The sequence below is a fragment of the Brevibacterium sp. Z349TD_9 genome (assembly GCF_056173565.1).
Map to the genome: position 1 here is coordinate 3549925 of NZ_CM149680.1, position 18935 is coordinate 3568859.

Sequence of the window (18935 nt, forward strand, 5' to 3'; positions counted from 1 at the left end):
CCGGAGCAGTGGAATCATTCTCGGGCAGGCAGACTTGCGCGGACGGCGCATCCGCGACAGCCTGCGGGAAGCCGTCAGGGTTGTGCGGGTCGGCGAAAGGCGGCCATCCGAGCGTAGAAGCGGCCTCTCAGCCGGCCGTACGCTGAAGACCATGCACACCGTTCGCACGATCCGCCCTGACGAGTTCCGCGGATTCCTCGACCGCACCGACGGCGCCAGCTACCAGCAGACCTCGGAATGGAGCCGGGTCCGCAGCGCCGACTGGGACCACGAACTCGTCGGCTGGTTCGACTCCGGGAACCAGCCGGTCGCCGCCGCCGTCATCCGGTACCGTCGCCTGCCCGGGGTCGATCTGCGCTTCGCCTACATCCCGCAGGGACCGCTCATCGACTGGTCTGCACCGGAGGCTCTCGACCTCCTCACCGCTCTCGAGGCCCATCTGCGCACCCGGCGCGTCTTCGGCCTGCGCATCTCCCCCGCCCTGACCCTGCGGCGGTGGGACGCCGAGACCGTGCGGGCCGGCGCCGCCGACCCGGGGATCACCCGGTTCTCCCAGCTGCCGCCCGACGACGTCTCCCGGAGCGCGCTCGATCTCGCGGCCGCGCTGCGGGAGGCCGGATGGCGTGAGGTCATCGACGACGCCGAGGCGGACGCCAGCCAGCCGCACCTGAACTTCCACCTCCGCCTCGACGGGCTCACCGAGGAGGCCGTGCAGGCAAGGATGACGAAGGCCTGGCGGAAGAACATCCGCCGGTCGGCGCGGGAGGGGGTCGAGGTGACCCCGGGAGGGCGCGACGACCTCGGCGACGTCCACCGTCTCTTCGTCGAAACGGCCGAGCGGAACGGGTTCGCCCCGCAGCCGCGCAGCCACATCGATGCGATCTGGGAGGCGATGAGCCGGGACTTCCCCGGCGGCTTCGCCCTCGACATCGCCCGCCACGAGGGCACCGCGATCGCCGCGAACGCCACGGCGCGCATCGGGCGGCGGGTGCAGGGGGTGCTCGCGGCGACGAGCGCGGCGAAGCCGGAGACGCGTGCGTCGAACGCCGCCTACTGGACGATCATCCGCCGCGCCATCGCCGACGGGGCGGAGATCCTCGACCTCGGCGGGGTCGAGGACACCCTCGACGAGGACGTTCACGCCACCGGCCTCATCCGCTTCAAAGCCGGCATGGGCGCCGACGCCCACGAATGCCTCGGCGTCTGGGACCGTCCGCTGCAGCCGCTCGTCTACGCCGCCTTCGCCCGGCTGCTGCCTCTGCGCGCCCGCCTGCAGGCGCGCCCATGGACGTGGTCGATTCCGACTCCGATCCGCACAGGTGCCGCCGCGGGCGGTCGGAGGTCGGCCGGATGACAGCCGATCCGACGAGCGTATCCGCAGGCAGGGTGCGGGTTTCCGCAACCGGGTCATCGCCGTGCCCGGCGACGAGCGACTTCGGAGGGGAGGGACATGGCCGGTAGGCGCGGATCCATGCTCCTCGTGACCGTGGGCAACATCATGGTCGCCACGGCGCAGTGGTACCTCATCTGGCTCTTCGCCAGGCACGCGGGCCCCCAGGCCGTCGGCGTGTACTCGTCGCTCGTCGCCTTCATGACTCCTCTGTTCGTCATCGCCCAACTGGGTCTGCGGAATCTCTACATCACCCTGCAGACGAGCGTGCGATGGCCTGTCTACCTCGCAGTGCGCACCGCGGGGATGGTCATCGCGAGCGGCCTCGCCGCAGTCGTCCTCTTCGCAGTCGTACCCGAGACCGCGTGGGTGATCGGCACGGCGGTTCTCGTCATCAAGATCGCGAACTCGATCGCCGACCTGTATTTCGCTCGACTCCAGCGCGCCGAACGCCTCCGGACCTTCGGTGTCCTCCTCATCGTCGATGCTCTCGCCACCGTCGCCGTGACGACGGTGATCATGGCTCTGGGGAGTTCGGTCGAAGTCGCCGTCGCCGCGGCGGCTGTGGTCGCCCTTGCCGGTGCGGCGGCGACGGTCCTGCTCGGGCGCCGGCTGACCGCTGCCGTCGACGACACCGGAGGGACGCCGTTGAGCGACGAGTTCCGCTGCCTGCTCCGACACGGATCGCCGCTGGCGCTGTCCCAGGGAATCCAATCGATCCTCACGTATCTGCCGATCGCCATCGTCGGCTGGCTCGGCACCACCGCGGACATCGGCGTCTACTCGAGCGCGGCGTACCTCGTCACCTTCGCCAACCTCCTCGGCGCCTCGGTGCAGATCACCCTCCTCGCGGACTTCCGCCGTCGGTTCGAGGCATCGGGCCCTGCCCTGCTCCGTCAGTCGATCCGCCGGAACAGCGTCGTGTCGATGGCCGTCCTCGCACCCCTGGTCGGCCTCGCCGTCGTCATCGGGCCGCAGCTCCTCGCCCTCGTCTACGGGCCCACCTTCGACATCAGCCGCCTCTCGGTGCTCTTCCTCTCACTCGCCGCAGTGATCGTACTGCCGACCTATCTCCTCTCCTCGCTCCACCTCGTGCTCAACCGGTACTGGGTGATGACGATCGTCGGGGCGGGGTCGATCGTCGTCGTCGCGGCGGCTGGTGCCGCCGGAGGGGCCCTCGGGCTCGGTCCCGTCGAAGCCGGATGCCTGGCAGTGCTCGTCGGTGCGACCGCCAGGTACGTCGGCGCCGACGCCCTCTCGCGCCCCGAGCCGTTCGCTCAGGCGCCGACGCTCAGACAGAGAGCGGGGATGTCATGACACGCGTCGATGCGCCGGCCAGGGTTCAGCTCCTCGGCTACTTCGGGTGGGGGAACTTCGGCGATGACCTCTTCCGGGAGACCTGCGTGGATCGGGCCTCACTGATGTGGCCCGACAGCAGAGTGCGAGTGTTCGAGGGCCGGCGGGCGAACCTGTCGGAGCCCTCGCCGGCCTCCCGCGTCCGCCGACTGCGCACCGCCGTGCACGGGGCTGTGTGGTCCGATGCCTTCGCCTACTGCGGAGGATCCGTCTTCTCCGACCTCTCGGGCACCGCAGCACTGCGCTCCCGCTTCTTCCCCCGCCATTCCTTCGAGGCGCTGGGGGTGTCGGTCGGTCCGTTCTCCTCGCCCGTCGACGGCCGAGACGTGGTTCGCGCCCTGCGCGGATTCGACAGGGTCGTCGTTCGCGACGAGGAATCGCTGCAGCGACTCGACGGCCGCGCGGAGTTCGGCGGCGACCTCGCAGCCCTCAACCGCCGGTTCGCTCCCGGACGGGGACGGACCGGTCGAACCCAGGAGGGGCGCATCACGATCTGTCCCTCCAGAGCCGCGAACGTGCCGGCTGCCGACCTCGCTGAGGACGTGGCCACAGCGCTCGGCGCGCACGACGGCGAGATCACCGTGCTCGCGCTCAACTCCCACCCCCGCCTCGGCGATCTCGACGCCGCGAATGCCGTCGCCGCGCGCCTGCACGCCAAGGGAGCGCAGGTCCGCGTCCTCGACTACGGCGACATCGGGATCGAAGGGGTCATCGCCGTGCTCAGGTCATCCGCCCTGGTCTGGACTCAGCGCCTGCACGGAGCGATCGCCGCGTACCTCCTCGGCGTCCCCTTCGCGATCGTCGACCACCACGAGAAGTGCGGTGCGTTCGCCCGCGACATCGGGCTCAGCGACGGCTTCCTCGTCTCGGGCTTCGCCGAGCTCTCGCCGACCCTCGCCGTCGCCGACCACGGTCCCGAACAAGGCCGCGCAGCGGTGTGGAGTCGGACGCCGGCCGAGTACCGCGAGCGCGCGCTGCGCACCTACACACGCGCCGACGGGTGAGAGGTCGCGGAGGCGATCAGCGGTTGAGCAGGGTCCCGAACGATCCGAAGTAGAGTGCCCAGGCTCCGAAGGCGACGAGGAGTGCGAGGCTGAGCACCGTGTGGAACCGCCCCGTGTACCTGAGGACGGGCACCGATACGAGGACGGGGATGAGCGACCACGAGAACGCCGCCAGCCGGTCGCTGAAGTAGACGAAACCCAGCGCGAGGAAGTAGCAGTTGAGGAGGATGAAGGCGTTGAGCAGCTTCGGATACCACTCCGGAAGATGGGCCAGGCGCCTCTTCACGGCGGCGTAGGCAACGAACAGCGGCCCTGCGCTCAGGAGCCAGAAGATGGGCCGGTTCGTGCCGCCGGAATACGACCGCGCGAGCTCGGAGTCGGAGTAGACCTCGATCTGTTCGATGCCCGAGCCCAGAGGACCGGCCAGGCGGGCGTTGAGGCCCGTGAAGTAGGCGATGCTGAAGATCACCCACGCCCCGAGGAGGATGTCCGTGCGCAGGCGCACCAGCCTGACCACGAGGATGACGATCGCAGGCGCGATGGCCGACCAGTGGAAGAGGAGACCGAGTCCGAGGACGACGAGGATCCAGACGACCCTGGCATTGCGGAGGACGAGCGCCAGACCGAGGAAGAGGAACGAGATCGACAGGCCCTGACGGACGAGGAAGCTCGAATAGTCGAGGAAGAATCCGAAGCACACGGTCACGTAGAGGACGACGGCCGTCTGCCACCCGGACCCGAGGATCATCCACAGGGCGATCGTGAGCATGATCGCACAGAAGGCGGCGACGATGAGGAAGTACACGTCCGCGTCATGGGTGAAGGAGCCGATGAGCCAGTTCACGAGCAGAAACGCCGGCTCCCTCCCGTCGGTCACCGTGGTGTCGAAGACCTCTCCGGGTTCGGCGAAGCTCATCGTCTCGAACTCGACGGCGTAGCGGGTCTTGTCGACGACGTCGTAGTTCGCCGGGGCCGCAGCGAGAACGATGATCGTCGCCAGCGAGGCCACCGGAAACACGGCATTGCTCCAATGCCGGAACTTCGAGGCCTCCCCGACGAGACAGAAGCCGACGATCCACAGGGTCACGAGCCCGAACCACGAGACGAGGAACATCGCTTACGCTCCGATCCGGCCCAGGCGGCGTTCCCACTCGATGAGAGTGGTGATCGCCGGCAGCATCTCGTCGAGCATGGTCTGGTGGACGGCCTCGGACCGGCCGATGGGATCGACGACGTCGTCGTCTCCCCCGTCCCCGGGAGCCCGCCGACGGTAGCGCTGGGCGAGGGCGGCGACGGACTGCCATCGCTCGATCGGCGAGGAGCTGTCCTCGGGTGGCACGAGGGGAAGGATGCGGGCGAACTCCCTGAGGGTGAACGTGCGCTTGAGCGCACCGGGCGCCATCTGGACGACCATCGACCGCTGGGCCCGCTCCATCGTGAGGACGAGGTCGGCGTCGCGGATGTGCCGCGGGTCGAGTCGTTCGGCCCGGAACCCCTCGAGGGTGAACCCGTGCCGATCGGCGATCCGCGCGATCTCCGGGGGCACGGTGTCATCGGCCATCGCGTTCGTGCCGGCGCTCGAGACCGCGAACTGCATCGGCGCGATCTGGTCGAGGCCGCGCTGGAGGAGCTGCTCGACCAACGGCGATCGGCAGATGTTGCCCGTGCACACGGCGAGGATGCGGAACGGTGCGACGTCGATCTCCCAGCTGCCCGTCATCGCAGGCCGCCCACGAGCCCGGTGACGCGGTACATCGTCCGGTAGCCGAGGAGGTTGTAGGCGGAGCTGAGCAGACGCCTGCCCGCGCCCAGGCCGCGCACCCTGACCGAGGGCACCTGCACCCGATACCTCTTCGCGACCGCCAGTCTCTGGTCACGGGGGATCTCGCAGTCGGGGCGATGGAGGTCGCACATGCACGAGAAGACGTTCTTAGCCCTGATGAACTCGACCGCCGCGATGATGTCGGGCGAGGTCGTGCTCTGCGCCCACTCCTCGAGGCGACGACCGACCTCGGTGAGGTCGGCGAACTTGTCGGGCAGATACCGCGCGGTGGCCGAACCGGCGCTGTTCCGGCGGTACCAGTGCCCGAGGATCGGCACCGTGCGCACCACCTCGGCGCGGTCGATGCACGCGAGGTTGAAGAGGAGGTCCTCGCCCATCCTGATGCCGTCGACGAAGCGCACAGCTCCGGCCTCGATGACCGTGCGGCGGTAGGCCTTGTCCCAGACGGCGTTCGCCGACTCATCGGCGATCATCCGCGCCACGGTGTGCTCGTCGAGGCGCACGTCGCTGCTCTCGGACAGACTCGCCCGGAGGCGGAGGTCGGTGGTCCGCGACCCCGCTGCCGTGCCGAGCGCCGGGTCGTCACTCGAGGCGAAGCAGACGATGTCGGCGTCGTCGGCACCGGCGCGGACGACGGCGTCGAAGAGCAGCGGGTCGACGAGCTGATCGTCGGCGTCGAGGAAGACGACCCAGTCGCCCGTCGCCTCCTCGATTCCACGGTTGCGGGCTGCGGAGACCCCCTGGTTGGGCTGGTGCAGGGCACGGATCCGGGCATCCGCCTCGGCGAGGCCGTCGATGAGCGCTCCCGAGGAGTCAGTCGATCCGTCGTCGACGAGGATGAGCTCGAAGCTGCAGTAGCGCTGGGCGAGCACCGATGCGACCGTCGACCGCAGATTCGACGCCCCGTTGTAGACGGGGACGATGACCGAGACCATGGCCTCCCTGCCCGTCATCGCACACCCTGACCTGCGGTGCGCCGGTCGGTGAGCCCTTCGAGGAAGGAGCGCACGGCGTCGCCGGTGAGACGGTAGTCGAGGTCGGCCCGATCGAAGTCGAGCGGGGCAGTCATCCGGCCCGAGGCCCAGTCGGCGTGGACGGCCGCGGCGAGCGCACCGGCGTCGCCGTCGGCGGCGAGCACCGCCTCGGGGACGTCCCGGACGCCTTTGACGTCGAAGGCGTACGCGCGCCGCCCCACGGCGACGGCCTCGAGCATGACCCGCGGCAGACCCTCCCATGCGGAGGTGTGGAGGAGGCCGTGGCTGTGGGTGAGCGCATCGACCACGGAGCCGGGCCCGTCCGCGGTGACGCGTCCGCTGAGTCCGAGCCGCCGGATGCGTTCGCGGGTCGCCGACCGAAGGTCGCCGTCTCCGATCATCCGCAGATGCACGTCGACTCCCCGGGACTCCAGCCCGAGCACGACGTCGAGGGCGAGGTTCGGTCGCTTCCGGGCACTGAACTCCCCGATCCACACGAGTTCGAGTCGGTCGTCCGCGGACTGCGGCAGCGGCTCACCGTAGCGGTACCTCTCGAGGTCGAGGCCGACACCCGAGCGCAGGCGCAGCAGCCGCTGGGGGTCGAACCGCTGCCCGAACCAGGCATGGTCGTCGGAGTTGATGGCGATGACCCCGGCGGTGCGGCGCAGCAGGGCGTGCTCGACCTGCTGCCACACCCGGTCGCCGAGTTCGGTGCCGGTGTTCCAGTGCAGACCGTGGCAGAAGTAGACGACGGGGACCTCGAGTCGTGCGGTGCGCACCAGCGCCGAGGCGGTCGCCGAGTTGGTCACGACGACGTCGAGGCGTTCGCTGCGAACCCATCTGCGCAGTCCCGCCCACGCGGTCACGGCGCCCGGGCCGGGGCGCCTGCCGAGACCGGAGATGACGACGCTGTCCCCGTCCGCGGTCGGCGTCCCAGCGGCGACGGACACCGAATGCCCTGCGGCCGTCCACGTCTCGATGATCTCGGGGAAGAACGAATCGACCATGTGCCCGACGCTGGCGAGCAGGCCGATCCTCACGACAGCCTTCTTCCCTGCGCGAGGCTCTCACGCCTCGTCAGGGCGTCGGAGTGGCCGAACCGCCCGGGTTCGGTCGCGTCCTCGGGAAGCGGCCACACGGTCGGGACCGTGGGTCCCGAACCCCGCCGGGGCCGGAGCCGATCGGCGGTCGCCTCCGAACCGTCGTCGGAGAGGTCGGAGCCTCCGGCGCCGGCGTCGTCGGACAGCGGTGAGCCGGAGCCGCGGCGGTGCCGCGGCGGCACATCCTGGGACCTGCTCGAGTACACCTGGTAGTAGCCGCTCGTCTCCGCCGACGACCTCGGCACCCGGTTGAGGACGAGGTTGACCGGAACGTCGAGCACATCGAGACTCCGCAGCGCCTCCTGCAGTTCGCTGATCCTGACCTCGCCGACGCTGGCGACGAGGAGCACCCTGCCGACGTACTTGGACAGTGTGAGGGAGTCGGCCACGGGAAGGAGCGGCGGGCCGTCGAGGATGACGAAGTCGAATTCGCCGCTCAGGCGGGTGATGAGCGTGCCCATCGCACGCGAGTCAAGGAGTTCTGCGGGATTCGGCGGCATCATGCCGGCGGTGAGGACGTAGAGCTCGTCCTGTCCCCAGGGCTGGAGGAGTTCGGAGACGTCGGCGGATCCGAGCAGGGCGGTGGTCAGGCCCGCGGAGTTCTCGAGTCCGAGCTTGTCGGCCACCGTGGGCTGTCGGAGGTCGACGTCGACGAGGGCGACCCGACTGCCCGCCTGGGCGAGGGAGATGGCGAGGTTGATGCTCGTCGACGACTTGCCCTCCTGGGCCTTGGCCGAGGTGATGAGCACCGCCGGGTTCGTGTCGTCGACCTGGGCGAATCCGAGGTTGGTCCGCAGCCGCCGGAACGCCTCCCCGCGAGCGTTGTCGAGGCCCATGTCGCTGATGAGGGGCTCCTCGGCGATCCGTGCGTCTGCGGGGATCGCGGCGAGCACCGGCGCCGAGGTGATCGGTTCGAGGTCCTCCTTGGCCCGCAGGCGGCCGTCGAGGTTCGTCCGCAGCAGCGCGATGCCGAGCCCGACGGCGAGACCGACGGGCAGTCCGAGTCCGACGCACATCCACAGCGGCAGGCCGTCCGCCTGCGCTGCCGGCACCGCAGGGTTGGAGACCCGCAGCTGGATCTGACCCGTCCCGTCATCGCCCTGGTTCTCGACGTCGTCGATGACCGTGACGAGGCTCTCGGCCACGGCATCGGAGAGTTCGGCGGCGTCCTGCGGCGTGGCCGCTGTCGCCTCGACGGTGATGAGCACCGTGCGCGGGTCGCTGAACGCCGTCACCTGGGAGTCGAGCTCCTCGGGGGTGACGTCGAGGTCGAGTCGGTCGATGACCGGTTCGAGGACGGGGCGGGACCCCGCCATGTCGACATAGGTCTGGATCCGCTCGAGGATGAAGTTCGACGCCATCTGCATCTGATACGGGTCGCCGGACGTCGAGACCGACGCGAACATCTCGGTCTGCGAGGTGTAGGTCGTCGGTCTGAGCAGGGCGTAGGCGAGGCCGACTGCTCCTCCGAGGAGGGTCGCGATGATGATGAGGGCGACGTTGCGCCTCATGATGCGAAGGAATTCCTTGAGTCTCATGTCTCGTTCCACTCGGGTCGGCGACTGCGGATCGGGATCGCAGCGCGGGTGGGGCGTGGTGACTGCCTTCGTTCCAGGCTAGGCACGCGGACCCGGTCGGCACCGCCGACCGGTCCTGAGGGTACGGGCTGCCGCATCACCGGTGCGGCCCTCCGCAGAGGACCTCGGCGATGACGGAGAGGACCCGATCGAGTTGGCTCGGGCTCAGCGCGGAGCCGCTGGGCAGGGTGAGGCCGGTCGCGTAGAGGGCCTCCGCGGTCTCTCCGCCGTGCATGACGCAGCCTGTGAACACCGGCTGGAGGTGCATCGGCTTCCACAGCGGGCGGGTCTCGATGTCATGGTCGGCCAGCCGCTTGCCCAGCTCCTCGGCGCTGAAGCCGGTGACCTCGTCGTCGATGAGCACGGCGGTCAGCCACGCGTTGTCCGGGTGCGGATTGTCCGCACCGAAGAGCGCGATGCCCTCGGTCCCTGCGAAGAGCTCGAGGTAGGCGGCCCGGTTCGCCTGCCTGCGGACGATCATCGATTCGAGACGGGTGAGCTGGGCCCTGCCGATGGCGGCGAGGAGGTTGCTCAGACGGTAGTTGAACCCGACCTCGGTGTGCTCGTAGTGGGCCACCGGCTGCCGCGCCTGGGCGGAGAGGTAGGACGCGTACGCGGCGAGGTCGCCGTCGTCGGTGAGCAGCGCTCCTCCACCTGAGGTCGTCATGATCTTGTTGCCGTTGAAGGACACCGCTGCCGCCTGTCCCATGCTCGCCGTCGCCCGACCGGAGTGGAGCGAGCCCAGCGATTCGGCGGCGTCGACGAGGACGGGGACGCCGAACTCCGCGGCGATCGGCAGGATCCGGTCGTAGTCGGCGGGCCGTCCGAGCAGGTCGACGGGGACGACGGCGGCGGGCAGGCGTCCCCGGCTGGCGGCTGTGCGGAGGGCGTCGTGGAGCAGCGCCGGGTCCATGTTCCCGTCGGATCGGCAGTCGATGAACTCCGGTTCCGCCCCGCAGTAGGTGATCGCGTTCGCCGTCGCGGCGAACGTCATCGTCGAGGTCAGCACCCGGTCGCCCGGTCGGACCCCGAGACCGAGGAGTCCGAGGTGGAGGGCAGCGGTTCCCGACGACAGTCCCACCGCGTGCCGGACGCCGACGGTGGCGGCGAGCTCCGCTTCGAAGGCCGTGAGATCGGGGCCTGTGGGAGCGATCCACCCACTGCGGAAGGCGCTGAGCAGGTACTCCTCCTCGAGTGCTCCCACGTCGGGGGTGGACAGCGGGATCCGCCCGATCTCGGGTGTCCGGGTCTCGGTGGTCGATTCGGCATCGGAGATCGTCATGACGCCATCCTCAGTTCGGTGGTCGGGTGGGTTTCGGTCCGCAGTGCGCAGCAGAGGTATTCCTCGCCCGCGCGTGCGGGCGACGCGGGGTGCGGAAGCGGCACGGTCCCGCGCGGGTCGGTGATGGGCCGGAAGCCGGAGGCGAGGTAGAGGTGGGGCGCGCCGGCGGCCGTCGAAGCGGGGCAGAAGGCATAGTCGGCGTCGGTCGCCCGGACCCGGTTGAGCAGCAGACGCAGCACTTCGCGGCACAGCGACTCGTGCTCATCGTCCTCGAGCGCGGAATGGGTCGGATCGGGGAGGAAGCGGATGATCCGAGCCGCGTCGCCGGTGCCGACCATCTCGCACAGGCCGACGCGTTCGCCGCTTCGGGTCCGCGCCATCCACTGGGTGAGCTCCCGGGTGCGGGCGATCTGCTCGAACTCGATGAGGTCCGAGCGCATGCTGCCTCCGAAGCTGATCATCGTCGCACTCCCGGGATGGCTGACGCCGTCGCGGCGGAAGACCGTGAGCACGGTGCGCACGAGGATCCGCAGATCGGTGCGCAGGCTCATCGTCTCGACGTACTCGACGTCGAGGTCGAACCGCTCGTCCCAGGACAGTGCGTTGCGGCCGCTGACCTGGGCGAGTCCGCTCAGTCCGCCGCGGACGGCGTGCCGTCGGGACTGTTCGGGCGTGTAGAGGGGGAGGTACTCGGTCGTCAGGGGTCGGGGTCCGATGAGGCTCATGTCCCCGACGAGGATGTTCCACAGGCTCGGCAGCTCGTCGAGGCTCGTCGCCCGGATGAAGCGACCGAGAGCGGTGAGTCGAGCCGAGTCGTCCGTCCATCCGCGTCCCGGGTCGAGCGGTCGCATGCTGCGGAACTTCTTCAGGCGGAAGATCCGGTTGCCCTCGGTGACCCGCTCCTGGGTGAAGATCACCGGGGCACCGTGGGCGACGAGGACGAGACCGGCGACGACGGCGATGACGGGAGCGAGGACGAGTAGCCCGAAGGCCGCTCCGGTGACGTCGATGGCGCGTTTGAGATGAGGATAGGCCATCTCAGGACCTCGCCTCAGCGGTCTGCCTGACCACCGGTTCCCTCGGGCTCAGCGCCTCGGCACCGCGCCGGTAGGCGGGGAAGAAATCGCTCGCCTCGTCGAAGTCGAGTCCGTTCGCCGCCAGGCGGTGCCGGTGGGCCTCCAGCAGCTCCTCGTAGCGGCCCGGTGAGAGGATGCGTTCGCCCGTGAAGTAGTCGTACTGCCCCTCGAGGGCGAAGCCGCGCTTATAGCGTTCGAGGCTGTCCTCGGCGGTGACGCCGCCGCCGAGGACGTACCGACGTCGACCCTGCGCCTGGAGCCACTTCATCGACTCCATCTTCACGAGGTCGTTGGGCCGCACGCCGAACGCCGCCGCCTCGGTGCCGCCGAGGAAGTAGTAGCCGTCCTCCCTGCCGAAGAGCAGGAGGTCGACTGAGACGAGGCGACCCTCGTGCTGGGCGTAGACGTAGGCGAACTGGCCCGGCAGCGCTGCGTGGATCCCCTCGAAGAACGGGCGCTCGAAGCGGTACCAGTCCGCGCTCTCGCGCATCTCCATGGTCTCGGTGTAGATCCGCACGAAGTCGTCGACGAACTCGCCCTCGGTGTCGATGACCGTGGTGACGCCCTCGCGCAGGGCGCGGCGGACGTTGCTGCGGACCTTCGGGGCGACCTTCTGACCGAGGTCGTCGGCAGGGACGCTGAGGTCGCGGACGTAGTTCGTCTGGCGCCTGCGCGTCGTGCCCTGGTAGGGCAGCATCGTCTCGGTGAAGAGGGTGAGCCGTGAGAACTCGCTGACGACGGAGTTCTCGTCCGCCCAGAGATCGAACATGCGCCAGAACTGCGCGGAGGCCGCGTCGATGTCGCTGATGCCCCAGTGCAGCGGTCCCCCGTAGCCGTAGGGCGAGATGATGTCGAACATCCGGTCGCCGCCCGCCTCTGCCGTGAGCTCCGCGTCGATCTCGCGGAGGAAGAAGGGGTAGAGGACGTGTCCGTCGCCGGCGGTCATGACCGCGGCGGCGAGCTGTCCGTCCCCGGCGCGCAGCAGTGAGCAGACGTCCGGGTGGGCGAAGGGATGTCGCTCCGCCGAGGTGGACCAGAGTCCGATCCACTCCTCCCGGTCCGTTGCCGCCTCGGCCCAGAGGACCTTCCACTGCGCAGTCATGCCGACACCTCCGACGTCCGGCTCTCGGTCTCTCCCAGATGCGTGCAGCTGTGCTGCGCGGATCGATAGACGGGGAAGAAGCTGTCCGTGGTGTGCGGGCAGCTCAGCTCCGAGTAGCGCTTCGGATCGATGATCTGCTGCGCCGTGCGATAGCGTCGGCGCCCGGATTTGGCCATCGACAGCTTGTAGCGCAGGAGGCTGTCGTCCTCGGTGTTCGTCACTCCGCCGGTGAGCACGTAGTCGGCGACTCCACGGGACTGGGCGTAGAGGAACGCCTGCATGACGAGGAAGCTGTTCGCTCCCGACCGCAGGCCCTGCGCATCGGAGGCGCCGAGGAGCGCGTAGGCGATGTCGTTGCAGAAGAGGATGAATTCGACCGAGGTCGCTCTGCCGTCCTCGAGCGCGTAGACGTAGGCGAAGCTGCCGGCGAACTCACGATGGAGCATCGCGAAGTAGTCACGGTCGAGGTAGAACCGCTCATCGGCGCCGTTGCGGTCCAGGGTCTCGCGGTGCAGCCGGAGGAAGTCCTCGAGCCGCTCTCCGCTCTCGTCGACGACCACCTGGATTCCGGAGGACTCCGCCTTCCGCAGGGTTCTCCGATAGCTCTTCGAGGCGTCGGCGAGAAGCTCGTCGATGGTGCGGCCCTCGAGCCTCTTCACTACGTGCGGGGCCTGCTCGATGTGGTCTCCCGGGTAGCCGAGTGAGGAGTCCGCGAGCGGATTCTCCCGATGGAACTCGGTGACGACTCCCTCGTCGAGGGCCCAGTGGCGGAACCGCCGCCAGAACCGATCACTGACCTCGACGATGTCCGCCCGGTGGCCCAAGCTCAGCAGCGGCCCCCCGTAGAGCAGGGGCGCGGCGACGTCGTAGCACTCGCTCGTCACCGGACGCCCGCAGGCATCGTGGGTGACCTCGCGCAGGAGGAAGGCATAGAGGACATGCGAGCCGGAGCGGTCGTCGAAGACGGCGGCCAACGGCGTCTCCCCCTCAGCGGCGAGGGTCGCCAGGTAGTCGGGGTGGGAGAAGGCGTCGCCGGCGGCACAGCGGTGCCAGGCGTCCAGCCACGTCTCGTAGCCGTGGGTCGGATCGGTGCCGACGATGTGGAAGGCGGTGTCGGCGAGGTCGTCGTCGATGTGCATGGTGTCCTCACTCGGGTCAGACGGCATTGGGTTCACCCACGAAGCGTCGGCGGACAGCTTCGAGGAGTTCTCGGGTGTCATCGTTCGCTTCGGGCAGACTCTCCTCAGCGACAACGCCCGCATCTCCGCTCTCAGGGCGCACGCTCACGGACGCAAGCGCCGGGGACTGCATCAGCTCCGCCTCGGTCGGCCGTTCGAGTCCGGTGGTGCAGGTCTGGGCGCAGAAGAGGTCGATGACCTGTCGCGACGCCGAGTGCCCCGGCAGGATCCGGTGGTCGAGCGCGGGAGCCTCGACGCGGCTGATCCGCTCGTGGACCCGCACCACCGCACCCTCGTAGTCGCCGAAGAGCTCCTCGTCGAGCTTCTCGCCCTCACGCAGTCCGGTGTAGATGATGTCGGCAGAGCGGTCTGACATAGCGACGAGGCTGCGGGCGATGTCGTCGATGCGCACGGGTTCGCCCATGTCGAGGACCATGATGGTGCCGTCCTCCCCGATCGCAGCGGCTTGGAGAACGAGCTGGCAGGCTTCGGGGATGGTCATGAAGAACCGCCGGACCTCGGGATCGGTCACTGTCACGGGGCCGCCTCGGCGGATCTGCTCCTGGAACGAGTGGAGCACGGACCCGCGGGAGCCGAGCACATTGCCGAACCGCACGGACAGGTACGTTCCGGCCGATCGCGCTGCGAAGCCGCTGACCAGCTGCTCGGCCACCCGCTTGCTGCGTCCGAGCTCGCTCGTCGGCGCCGCCGCCTTGTCCGTGGAGATGTTGACGAAGGTCTCGACCTCGGCCGCCGCTGCGGCCTCGAGGACGTTGAGCGTCCCGTGGACGTTGGTCTTCCACGCCTCCTGCGGGAACCGCTGGAGCATCGGCAGGTGCTTGAGGGCCGCGGCGTGGAAGACGATCTGCGGTCTCGTCGCGGCGAAGATCCGGTCGAGGGCCTCCCGGTCCCGGATATCGGCGAGTACGGTGTTCGGGGAGGTGAGGAGCGCAGAGCCGAAGAGGGTGAGCTCGACTCCGTGGAGGGCGGACTCATCGCGATCGAGGAGAATGAGGGATTCGGGTCCCAGCGAGGACAGCTGCCGGCACAGTTCGCTGCCGATCGAACCGCCCGCACCGGTGACGAGGACGCGCCGTCCGGCGATCGTCTCCGCGATCTCGGTGAGATCGGTGTGGATGGGACTGCGGCCGATGAGGTCCTCGACCCTGAGGTCGCGGATGTCGGCGATCTGCACCCGACGGTCGACGAGTTCGGCCAGCGGCGGGATGGTGCGCAGCCAGCGACCGGTCATCTGCAGGCTGTTGCGGCACGCGTGGAGGAAGCGCGCATCGGAATCGGCGATCGCGACGATGACGCCCGAGACGTTGAGCCAGTCGACCACCTCGGCGATGTCGTCGCTCGTGCCCCGCACCCGCACCCCGTGGATGCTCAGGTGCCGCTTGCGCGGATCGTCGTCGATGAGGCCGACGGGCAGGTACGCGCCCTGCGGATCCGAGAGCATCTGCCGGATGAGGGATTCCGCGGCGTCGCCGGCACCGACGACGAGCACCCGCTCCCCCTGCCGGGGCCGCGTCGCGAACTGGTGCACCCAGCGGATGACGTAGCGGGTGCCCGACATGAGGATGAGGGCGGCGAAGACGAAGAGGAGGACGAACGGCGCGTCACCGGCGGTGACGACCATGAGGGCGCACGCGACCGCGAGGCAGACGAGGACGAGCCCGCCGAACTCGGAGAAGCTGCCGTAGTGGTAGCGGCGCCGGTAGAGGCCGAGGCTGAGTCCGACGAGCAGCTGCAGGGCCAGGGCCACGGCGAGGACCATCCCGACGGTCGGCCCGCTGATCCACTCGAAGCCGAGGACCAGCCAGGCCAGTCCTCCGGCGAGGACCCAGGCGGAGGCGTCGAAGACGATCTGCAGCCAGGTCTTGTTCTCCCAGATCACCATCGCCAGTCGTGACGACCGACTTCCCGAGGGCGCTCCAGGCGCCGGATCGGGGTGTTCGGATGCTGTCATTGCGAACTCCAATGCACTATGGGACTTGCGGTGCGCTCTCGCCCTCGGGCGGCGTTCCCGCTGCGGCCGGCTGAAGTCGGCCGCAGCGGAACCGTGCCTCTCGGGGGATTCGCGATCGCCTCCACGCTATGGCGGAGTCCGCGCCGCGAACCCGATGCGGGAGCGGTTCTGCGGGCATCCGCGCGGGCTGTGCGGACTGCCGCCAGTCGGGTGCTCAGACGGCGGCGAGCCTGGGATTGCCGGCGAGGAGGGAGACGAGTTCGGTCCGCGACCCCACTCCGAGCTTCCGGTAGGCGGCCGTGAGACGGAGCTCGACGGTGCGCAGGGAGACGAAGACCCGGCCGGCGATGTCCTTGTTCTTCAGTCCCGCCCTGACGAGTTCGACGACCTTGAGCTCCTCCTCGCTGAGCTCGGCGAGCTGCGGGTGGACCGGGGGTTCGGAGGGAGCCGGCGCGGGCGGACCGGGAGACTGCGCGGAGCCCTCGACCCCGAGCTCGGTGAGGATCGCCTCGGCGGCGAGGAACTGCTCCCGGGCACGGGAATCGGACCCGAGCTGCTGCAGGCGCCTGCCGAAGGCGGTGTGGGTGAGCGCCTTCTCGTAGAGGGAGTCCTGGGCGCCCCACGACCGCAGCGCGAGGTTGAAGAGCTCATTGCCCTTGTCCCCGGAGGCGAGGAGGGCCTCGCCCCGGCGCAGGGCGAGTTCCGCCCACCGCGAGGGACAGCGTTCGACCCGCTTGCGCAGCTGCTGGACGAGGAGTGCCGCGTGCTCTCTGCGTCCGATCTCGACGAGGGCCTCGATGAGGTCGGCTTCGTGGCGGCGGACGTTGGGATTGACCTCGTTCGCGGAGAGTTCGTCGCATCGCCGCAGATGGCGCACGGCCTCAGCGGGGTACCCCATCCGCAGCAGGCAGCTTCCCTGCAGGGCGTTGAGCTCGGCGAGCAGGCGGCGGTTCTCCGACGTCGTCGCCAGGGCGGCGAGCTGCTCCTCGACGGGTTCGGCGTCGCATGCGGCACCGTGCATGAGCAGCGCCCATGCCCGGAGGACGAGGACCCGGTCAGGCCGCACGTCGGGCAGGGTGACGCTGTCTGCGACGACGGCGCGGATGAGTTCGTCGGCCAGCCGCAGGCGACCCGCACGCACGGCGGTCTCGGCCTGCAGGCAGCGCGCCTGCAGACGCCAGATCGTTCCGTCCCCGCTGCTGCGACGGAGGAGGGAGAGCGCGGCCTGGGCCGAGTCGAAGTGCTCGGTGAGCATGAGCCCCGAGGCGACCGCGAGGACGAACTCAGGGTCGAGGTCGTCGCCGTCGTGGTCGCGCAGGGCCGTGAAGCTCCGCACCGCCGACCGGTCCATGCCGCGGGCGCTCTCGAGCCGGATCGTCGCCGCCTCGAGCAGCCGGTGCCCGTCCTCGCCGAGGTGGTCGACGGCCTCGCGCGCCTCGCGCAGCAGCTCTTCGGCCTCCGCGTATTCGCCGCGTTCGCAGCGGCACATGCTCAGGGTGAGCTGGAGGCGAGCGACCTCGGCGGGCGCCTCGGAGCGTTCCCTCTTCGACCAGCTGTTGATGAGGTGGGAGGGCAGCGTCTGGCGCTGGGCGAAGGCGATCCTGATGCCCAGCGTCCGTGCGCGGACCGCGAGCGCGGGCGAATCCGACTGGCCGGCGATGCGCACATAGCGGCTCGCGAAGACGAACTCGCCGCGCTCGTAGAGCTGCCATGCGATGTCGATGAGGGCCGGTGCCAGGGACTCGTCGTCGGTGCTCACCCGCATCGCCCGCTCGACGAACTCGATTCCGGCCGGGCCGGTCCCCTCGGTGATGAGCGTCCTGCCGTCGTCGATGAGCGTCGGCGCCGTCTGCTCGGTCGGCCGCGCGAAGGACGCATGCCAGTGCTCGAGGCGCGGGTCGACGCCTGCGGAGTCCTCCGCGAGCTGCTCGTGGCCGGCGATGCGCTCGCTCGACCCCATCGACTGGTGGGCCCAGGCGCGGACGAGGTGGTTGGTGATGCGCAGGTGCGGGCCGCGCCTTTCGATGATGTCGCGGGTCTCGAGGTCGTCGACGATCTCCCACAGACCGGGGATCCGAGCGGCGAGGGGTCCCCACAGCGCTGACGGTGCCAGGGACAGCTGTCGGAGCAGGGTGATCGTCTGCGGGCCGGGGCTCCCGAGGACGTCGCGGAGGATCGATGCCCCGGTGTCGCCCAGGCGCACGGGAATGGTCAGCGGGCCGTCACCGAGCCGCTCCCGTCGGTTCATCTCCGTGACGATGCTCTCGAGCGCGAGCGGACGTCCGCACGCGGTGGCTGCGGCGAGGTGCGCCGCCTCGGGGGCGAGCCGGCCCTCGCAGAGGTCCTGGGCCGCGACGACGAGCTCGTCGCGGGTGAACTCCCGGAGTTCGACGGTGGGGATGAGCGAGAGGGGTCCGTCATCGGGCAGGGAGGTCGCGGAGACGGCGAAGTTCGCGCACCCGGACTGCGCGCGCCTGAGCATCTGGCCGAGGACCGCCTGGGACGGTCCGTCCATCCGGTCGGCCCCGGCGACGACGATGAGCGCGTCGTCGGCGATTCCGGCTCCGCGCAGCGCCGACTGGGCGGCATCGGCGATGTCCTCGCCGCGGTCGTGCGCGAGGTCGGCGACAGAGGTGCGGCTGTCGATCGCCCCGAGCGAGGTGAGGAGGATGTCGATTCCGGAGCAGTCGCTGCCCGGCTCGGAGTGGCTGAAGTGGACGCGCAGGACCGGTCCCGACCATTCGGCCTCCACCTCTCGGAGGAGAGAGGCCTTGCCGAGGCCGGTGCGGCCGACGACGGCAGCGGCGCGATGACGCTCGAGGAGCGTCCGCAGCCGTGCGAGTTCGCCCGGCCTGCTCGATCGCGATGTGCGCGGATCGGCCTCGTCGGGTCGGCTCCGCTGCGGCGGGGCCGACGCGTGGGGATGGGATGACTGGGGATTCTGGGGATATGCGGGGATGTGCATGCACCCCATCTTCGTGAGCCGCCCCACCGGTCACCAGGTGGTCATTACGGGATAATTCTCGGCGGATACTCGAATGTGCCCGCAGGTTCCCGGAATGTCACTACTCGATCACTCGCCGATGACGATTGCGTGACAGCCGGTGACTACTCGAATTCCCTGCGTGTCGTTCTTCGCTA

At 69.5% G+C, this 18935-nt stretch carries 14 protein-coding genes; 3 read left to right on the plus strand and 11 right to left on the minus strand.

Going from position 1 to position 18935, the window contains the following annotated elements; translation table 11 throughout:
- The first annotated feature begins 151 nt into the window (after positions 1-151).
- From AC0VYB_RS16380 to AC0VYB_RS16390, 3 genes are all read left to right on the plus strand, one after another.
- Positions 152-1354 carry a lipid II:glycine glycyltransferase FemX gene (locus tag AC0VYB_RS16380; RefSeq protein ID WP_193338472.1) on the plus strand — a complete coding sequence of 401 codons (1203 nt, stop codon included), beginning with the start codon at positions 152-154 and terminating at the stop codon, positions 1352-1354.
- A 117-nt stretch (positions 1355-1471) separates the two neighbouring features.
- Complete coding sequence (locus AC0VYB_RS16385) at positions 1472-2707, plus strand: lipopolysaccharide biosynthesis protein (protein WP_259801121.1); 1236 nt, start codon at positions 1472-1474, stop codon at positions 2705-2707.
- Positions 2704-3750, plus strand: a complete 1047-nt coding sequence (locus tag AC0VYB_RS16390) for a polysaccharide pyruvyl transferase family protein (RefSeq protein WP_193338474.1) — start codon at positions 2704-2706, stop codon at positions 3748-3750. The genes AC0VYB_RS16385 and AC0VYB_RS16390 overlap by 4 nt, the downstream gene beginning before the upstream one ends.
- A gap of 16 nt (positions 3751-3766) precedes the next feature.
- Here the strand turns inward: AC0VYB_RS16390 and AC0VYB_RS16395 are convergent, their stop codons facing one another.
- From AC0VYB_RS16395 to AC0VYB_RS16445, 11 genes are all read right to left on the minus strand, one after another.
- Positions 3767-4864 carry an EpsG family protein gene (locus AC0VYB_RS16395; protein ID WP_119296677.1) on the minus strand — a complete coding sequence of 366 codons (1098 nt, stop codon included), beginning with the start codon at positions 4862-4864 and terminating at the stop codon, positions 3767-3769.
- Between the two features lie 3 nt (positions 4865-4867).
- A complete protein-coding gene (locus AC0VYB_RS16400) occupies positions 4868-5470 on the minus strand; it encodes an arsenate reductase/protein-tyrosine-phosphatase family protein (protein ID WP_063249620.1) in 603 nt (200 codons plus the stop codon).
- Positions 5467-6486: a glycosyltransferase family 2 protein gene (locus tag AC0VYB_RS16405; RefSeq protein WP_193338475.1), complete on the minus strand. Its 1020-nt coding sequence runs from the start codon at positions 6484-6486 to the stop codon at positions 5467-5469. Before AC0VYB_RS16405 ends, AC0VYB_RS16400 begins: the two co-directional genes overlap by 4 nt.
- Complete coding sequence (locus tag AC0VYB_RS16410) at positions 6483-7547, minus strand: glycosyltransferase (protein WP_193338476.1); 1065 nt, start codon at positions 7545-7547, stop codon at positions 6483-6485. The genes AC0VYB_RS16405 and AC0VYB_RS16410 overlap by 4 nt, the downstream gene beginning before the upstream one ends.
- A complete protein-coding gene (locus AC0VYB_RS16415; protein ID WP_259801123.1) occupies positions 7544-9145 on the minus strand; it encodes a tyrosine-protein kinase domain-containing protein in 1602 nt (533 codons plus the stop codon). The genes AC0VYB_RS16410 and AC0VYB_RS16415 overlap by 4 nt, the downstream gene beginning before the upstream one ends.
- A 136-nt stretch (positions 9146-9281) precedes the next feature.
- Positions 9282-10466, minus strand: coding sequence for a DegT/DnrJ/EryC1/StrS family aminotransferase (locus tag AC0VYB_RS16420; protein WP_193338478.1), 1185 nt, complete (start codon positions 10464-10466; stop codon positions 9282-9284).
- Entirely contained in the window at positions 10463-11503 is a 1041-nt protein-coding gene (locus AC0VYB_RS16425; RefSeq protein WP_082834893.1) for a sugar transferase, read from the minus strand. The genes AC0VYB_RS16420 and AC0VYB_RS16425 overlap by 4 nt, the downstream gene beginning before the upstream one ends.
- A gap of 1 nt (position 11504) precedes the next feature.
- A complete protein-coding gene (locus AC0VYB_RS16430; RefSeq protein WP_193338479.1) occupies positions 11505-12644 on the minus strand; it encodes a GNAT family N-acetyltransferase in 1140 nt (379 codons plus the stop codon).
- Positions 12641-13783 carry a GNAT family N-acetyltransferase gene (locus tag AC0VYB_RS16435; protein ID WP_193338480.1) on the minus strand — a complete coding sequence of 381 codons (1143 nt, stop codon included), beginning with the start codon at positions 13781-13783 and terminating at the stop codon, positions 12641-12643. Before AC0VYB_RS16435 ends, AC0VYB_RS16430 begins: the two co-directional genes overlap by 4 nt.
- Before the next feature lie 16 nt (positions 13784-13799).
- Positions 13800-15794 (minus strand): nucleoside-diphosphate sugar epimerase/dehydratase, encoded by a 1995-nt coding sequence (locus AC0VYB_RS16440; RefSeq protein ID WP_193338481.1) that lies wholly within the window; start codon positions 15792-15794, stop codon positions 13800-13802.
- 214 nt (positions 15795-16008) lie between these two features.
- A complete protein-coding gene (locus tag AC0VYB_RS16445; RefSeq protein WP_193338482.1) occupies positions 16009-18759 on the minus strand; it encodes a helix-turn-helix transcriptional regulator in 2751 nt (916 codons plus the stop codon).
- Positions 18760-18935 lie beyond the last annotated feature (176 nt).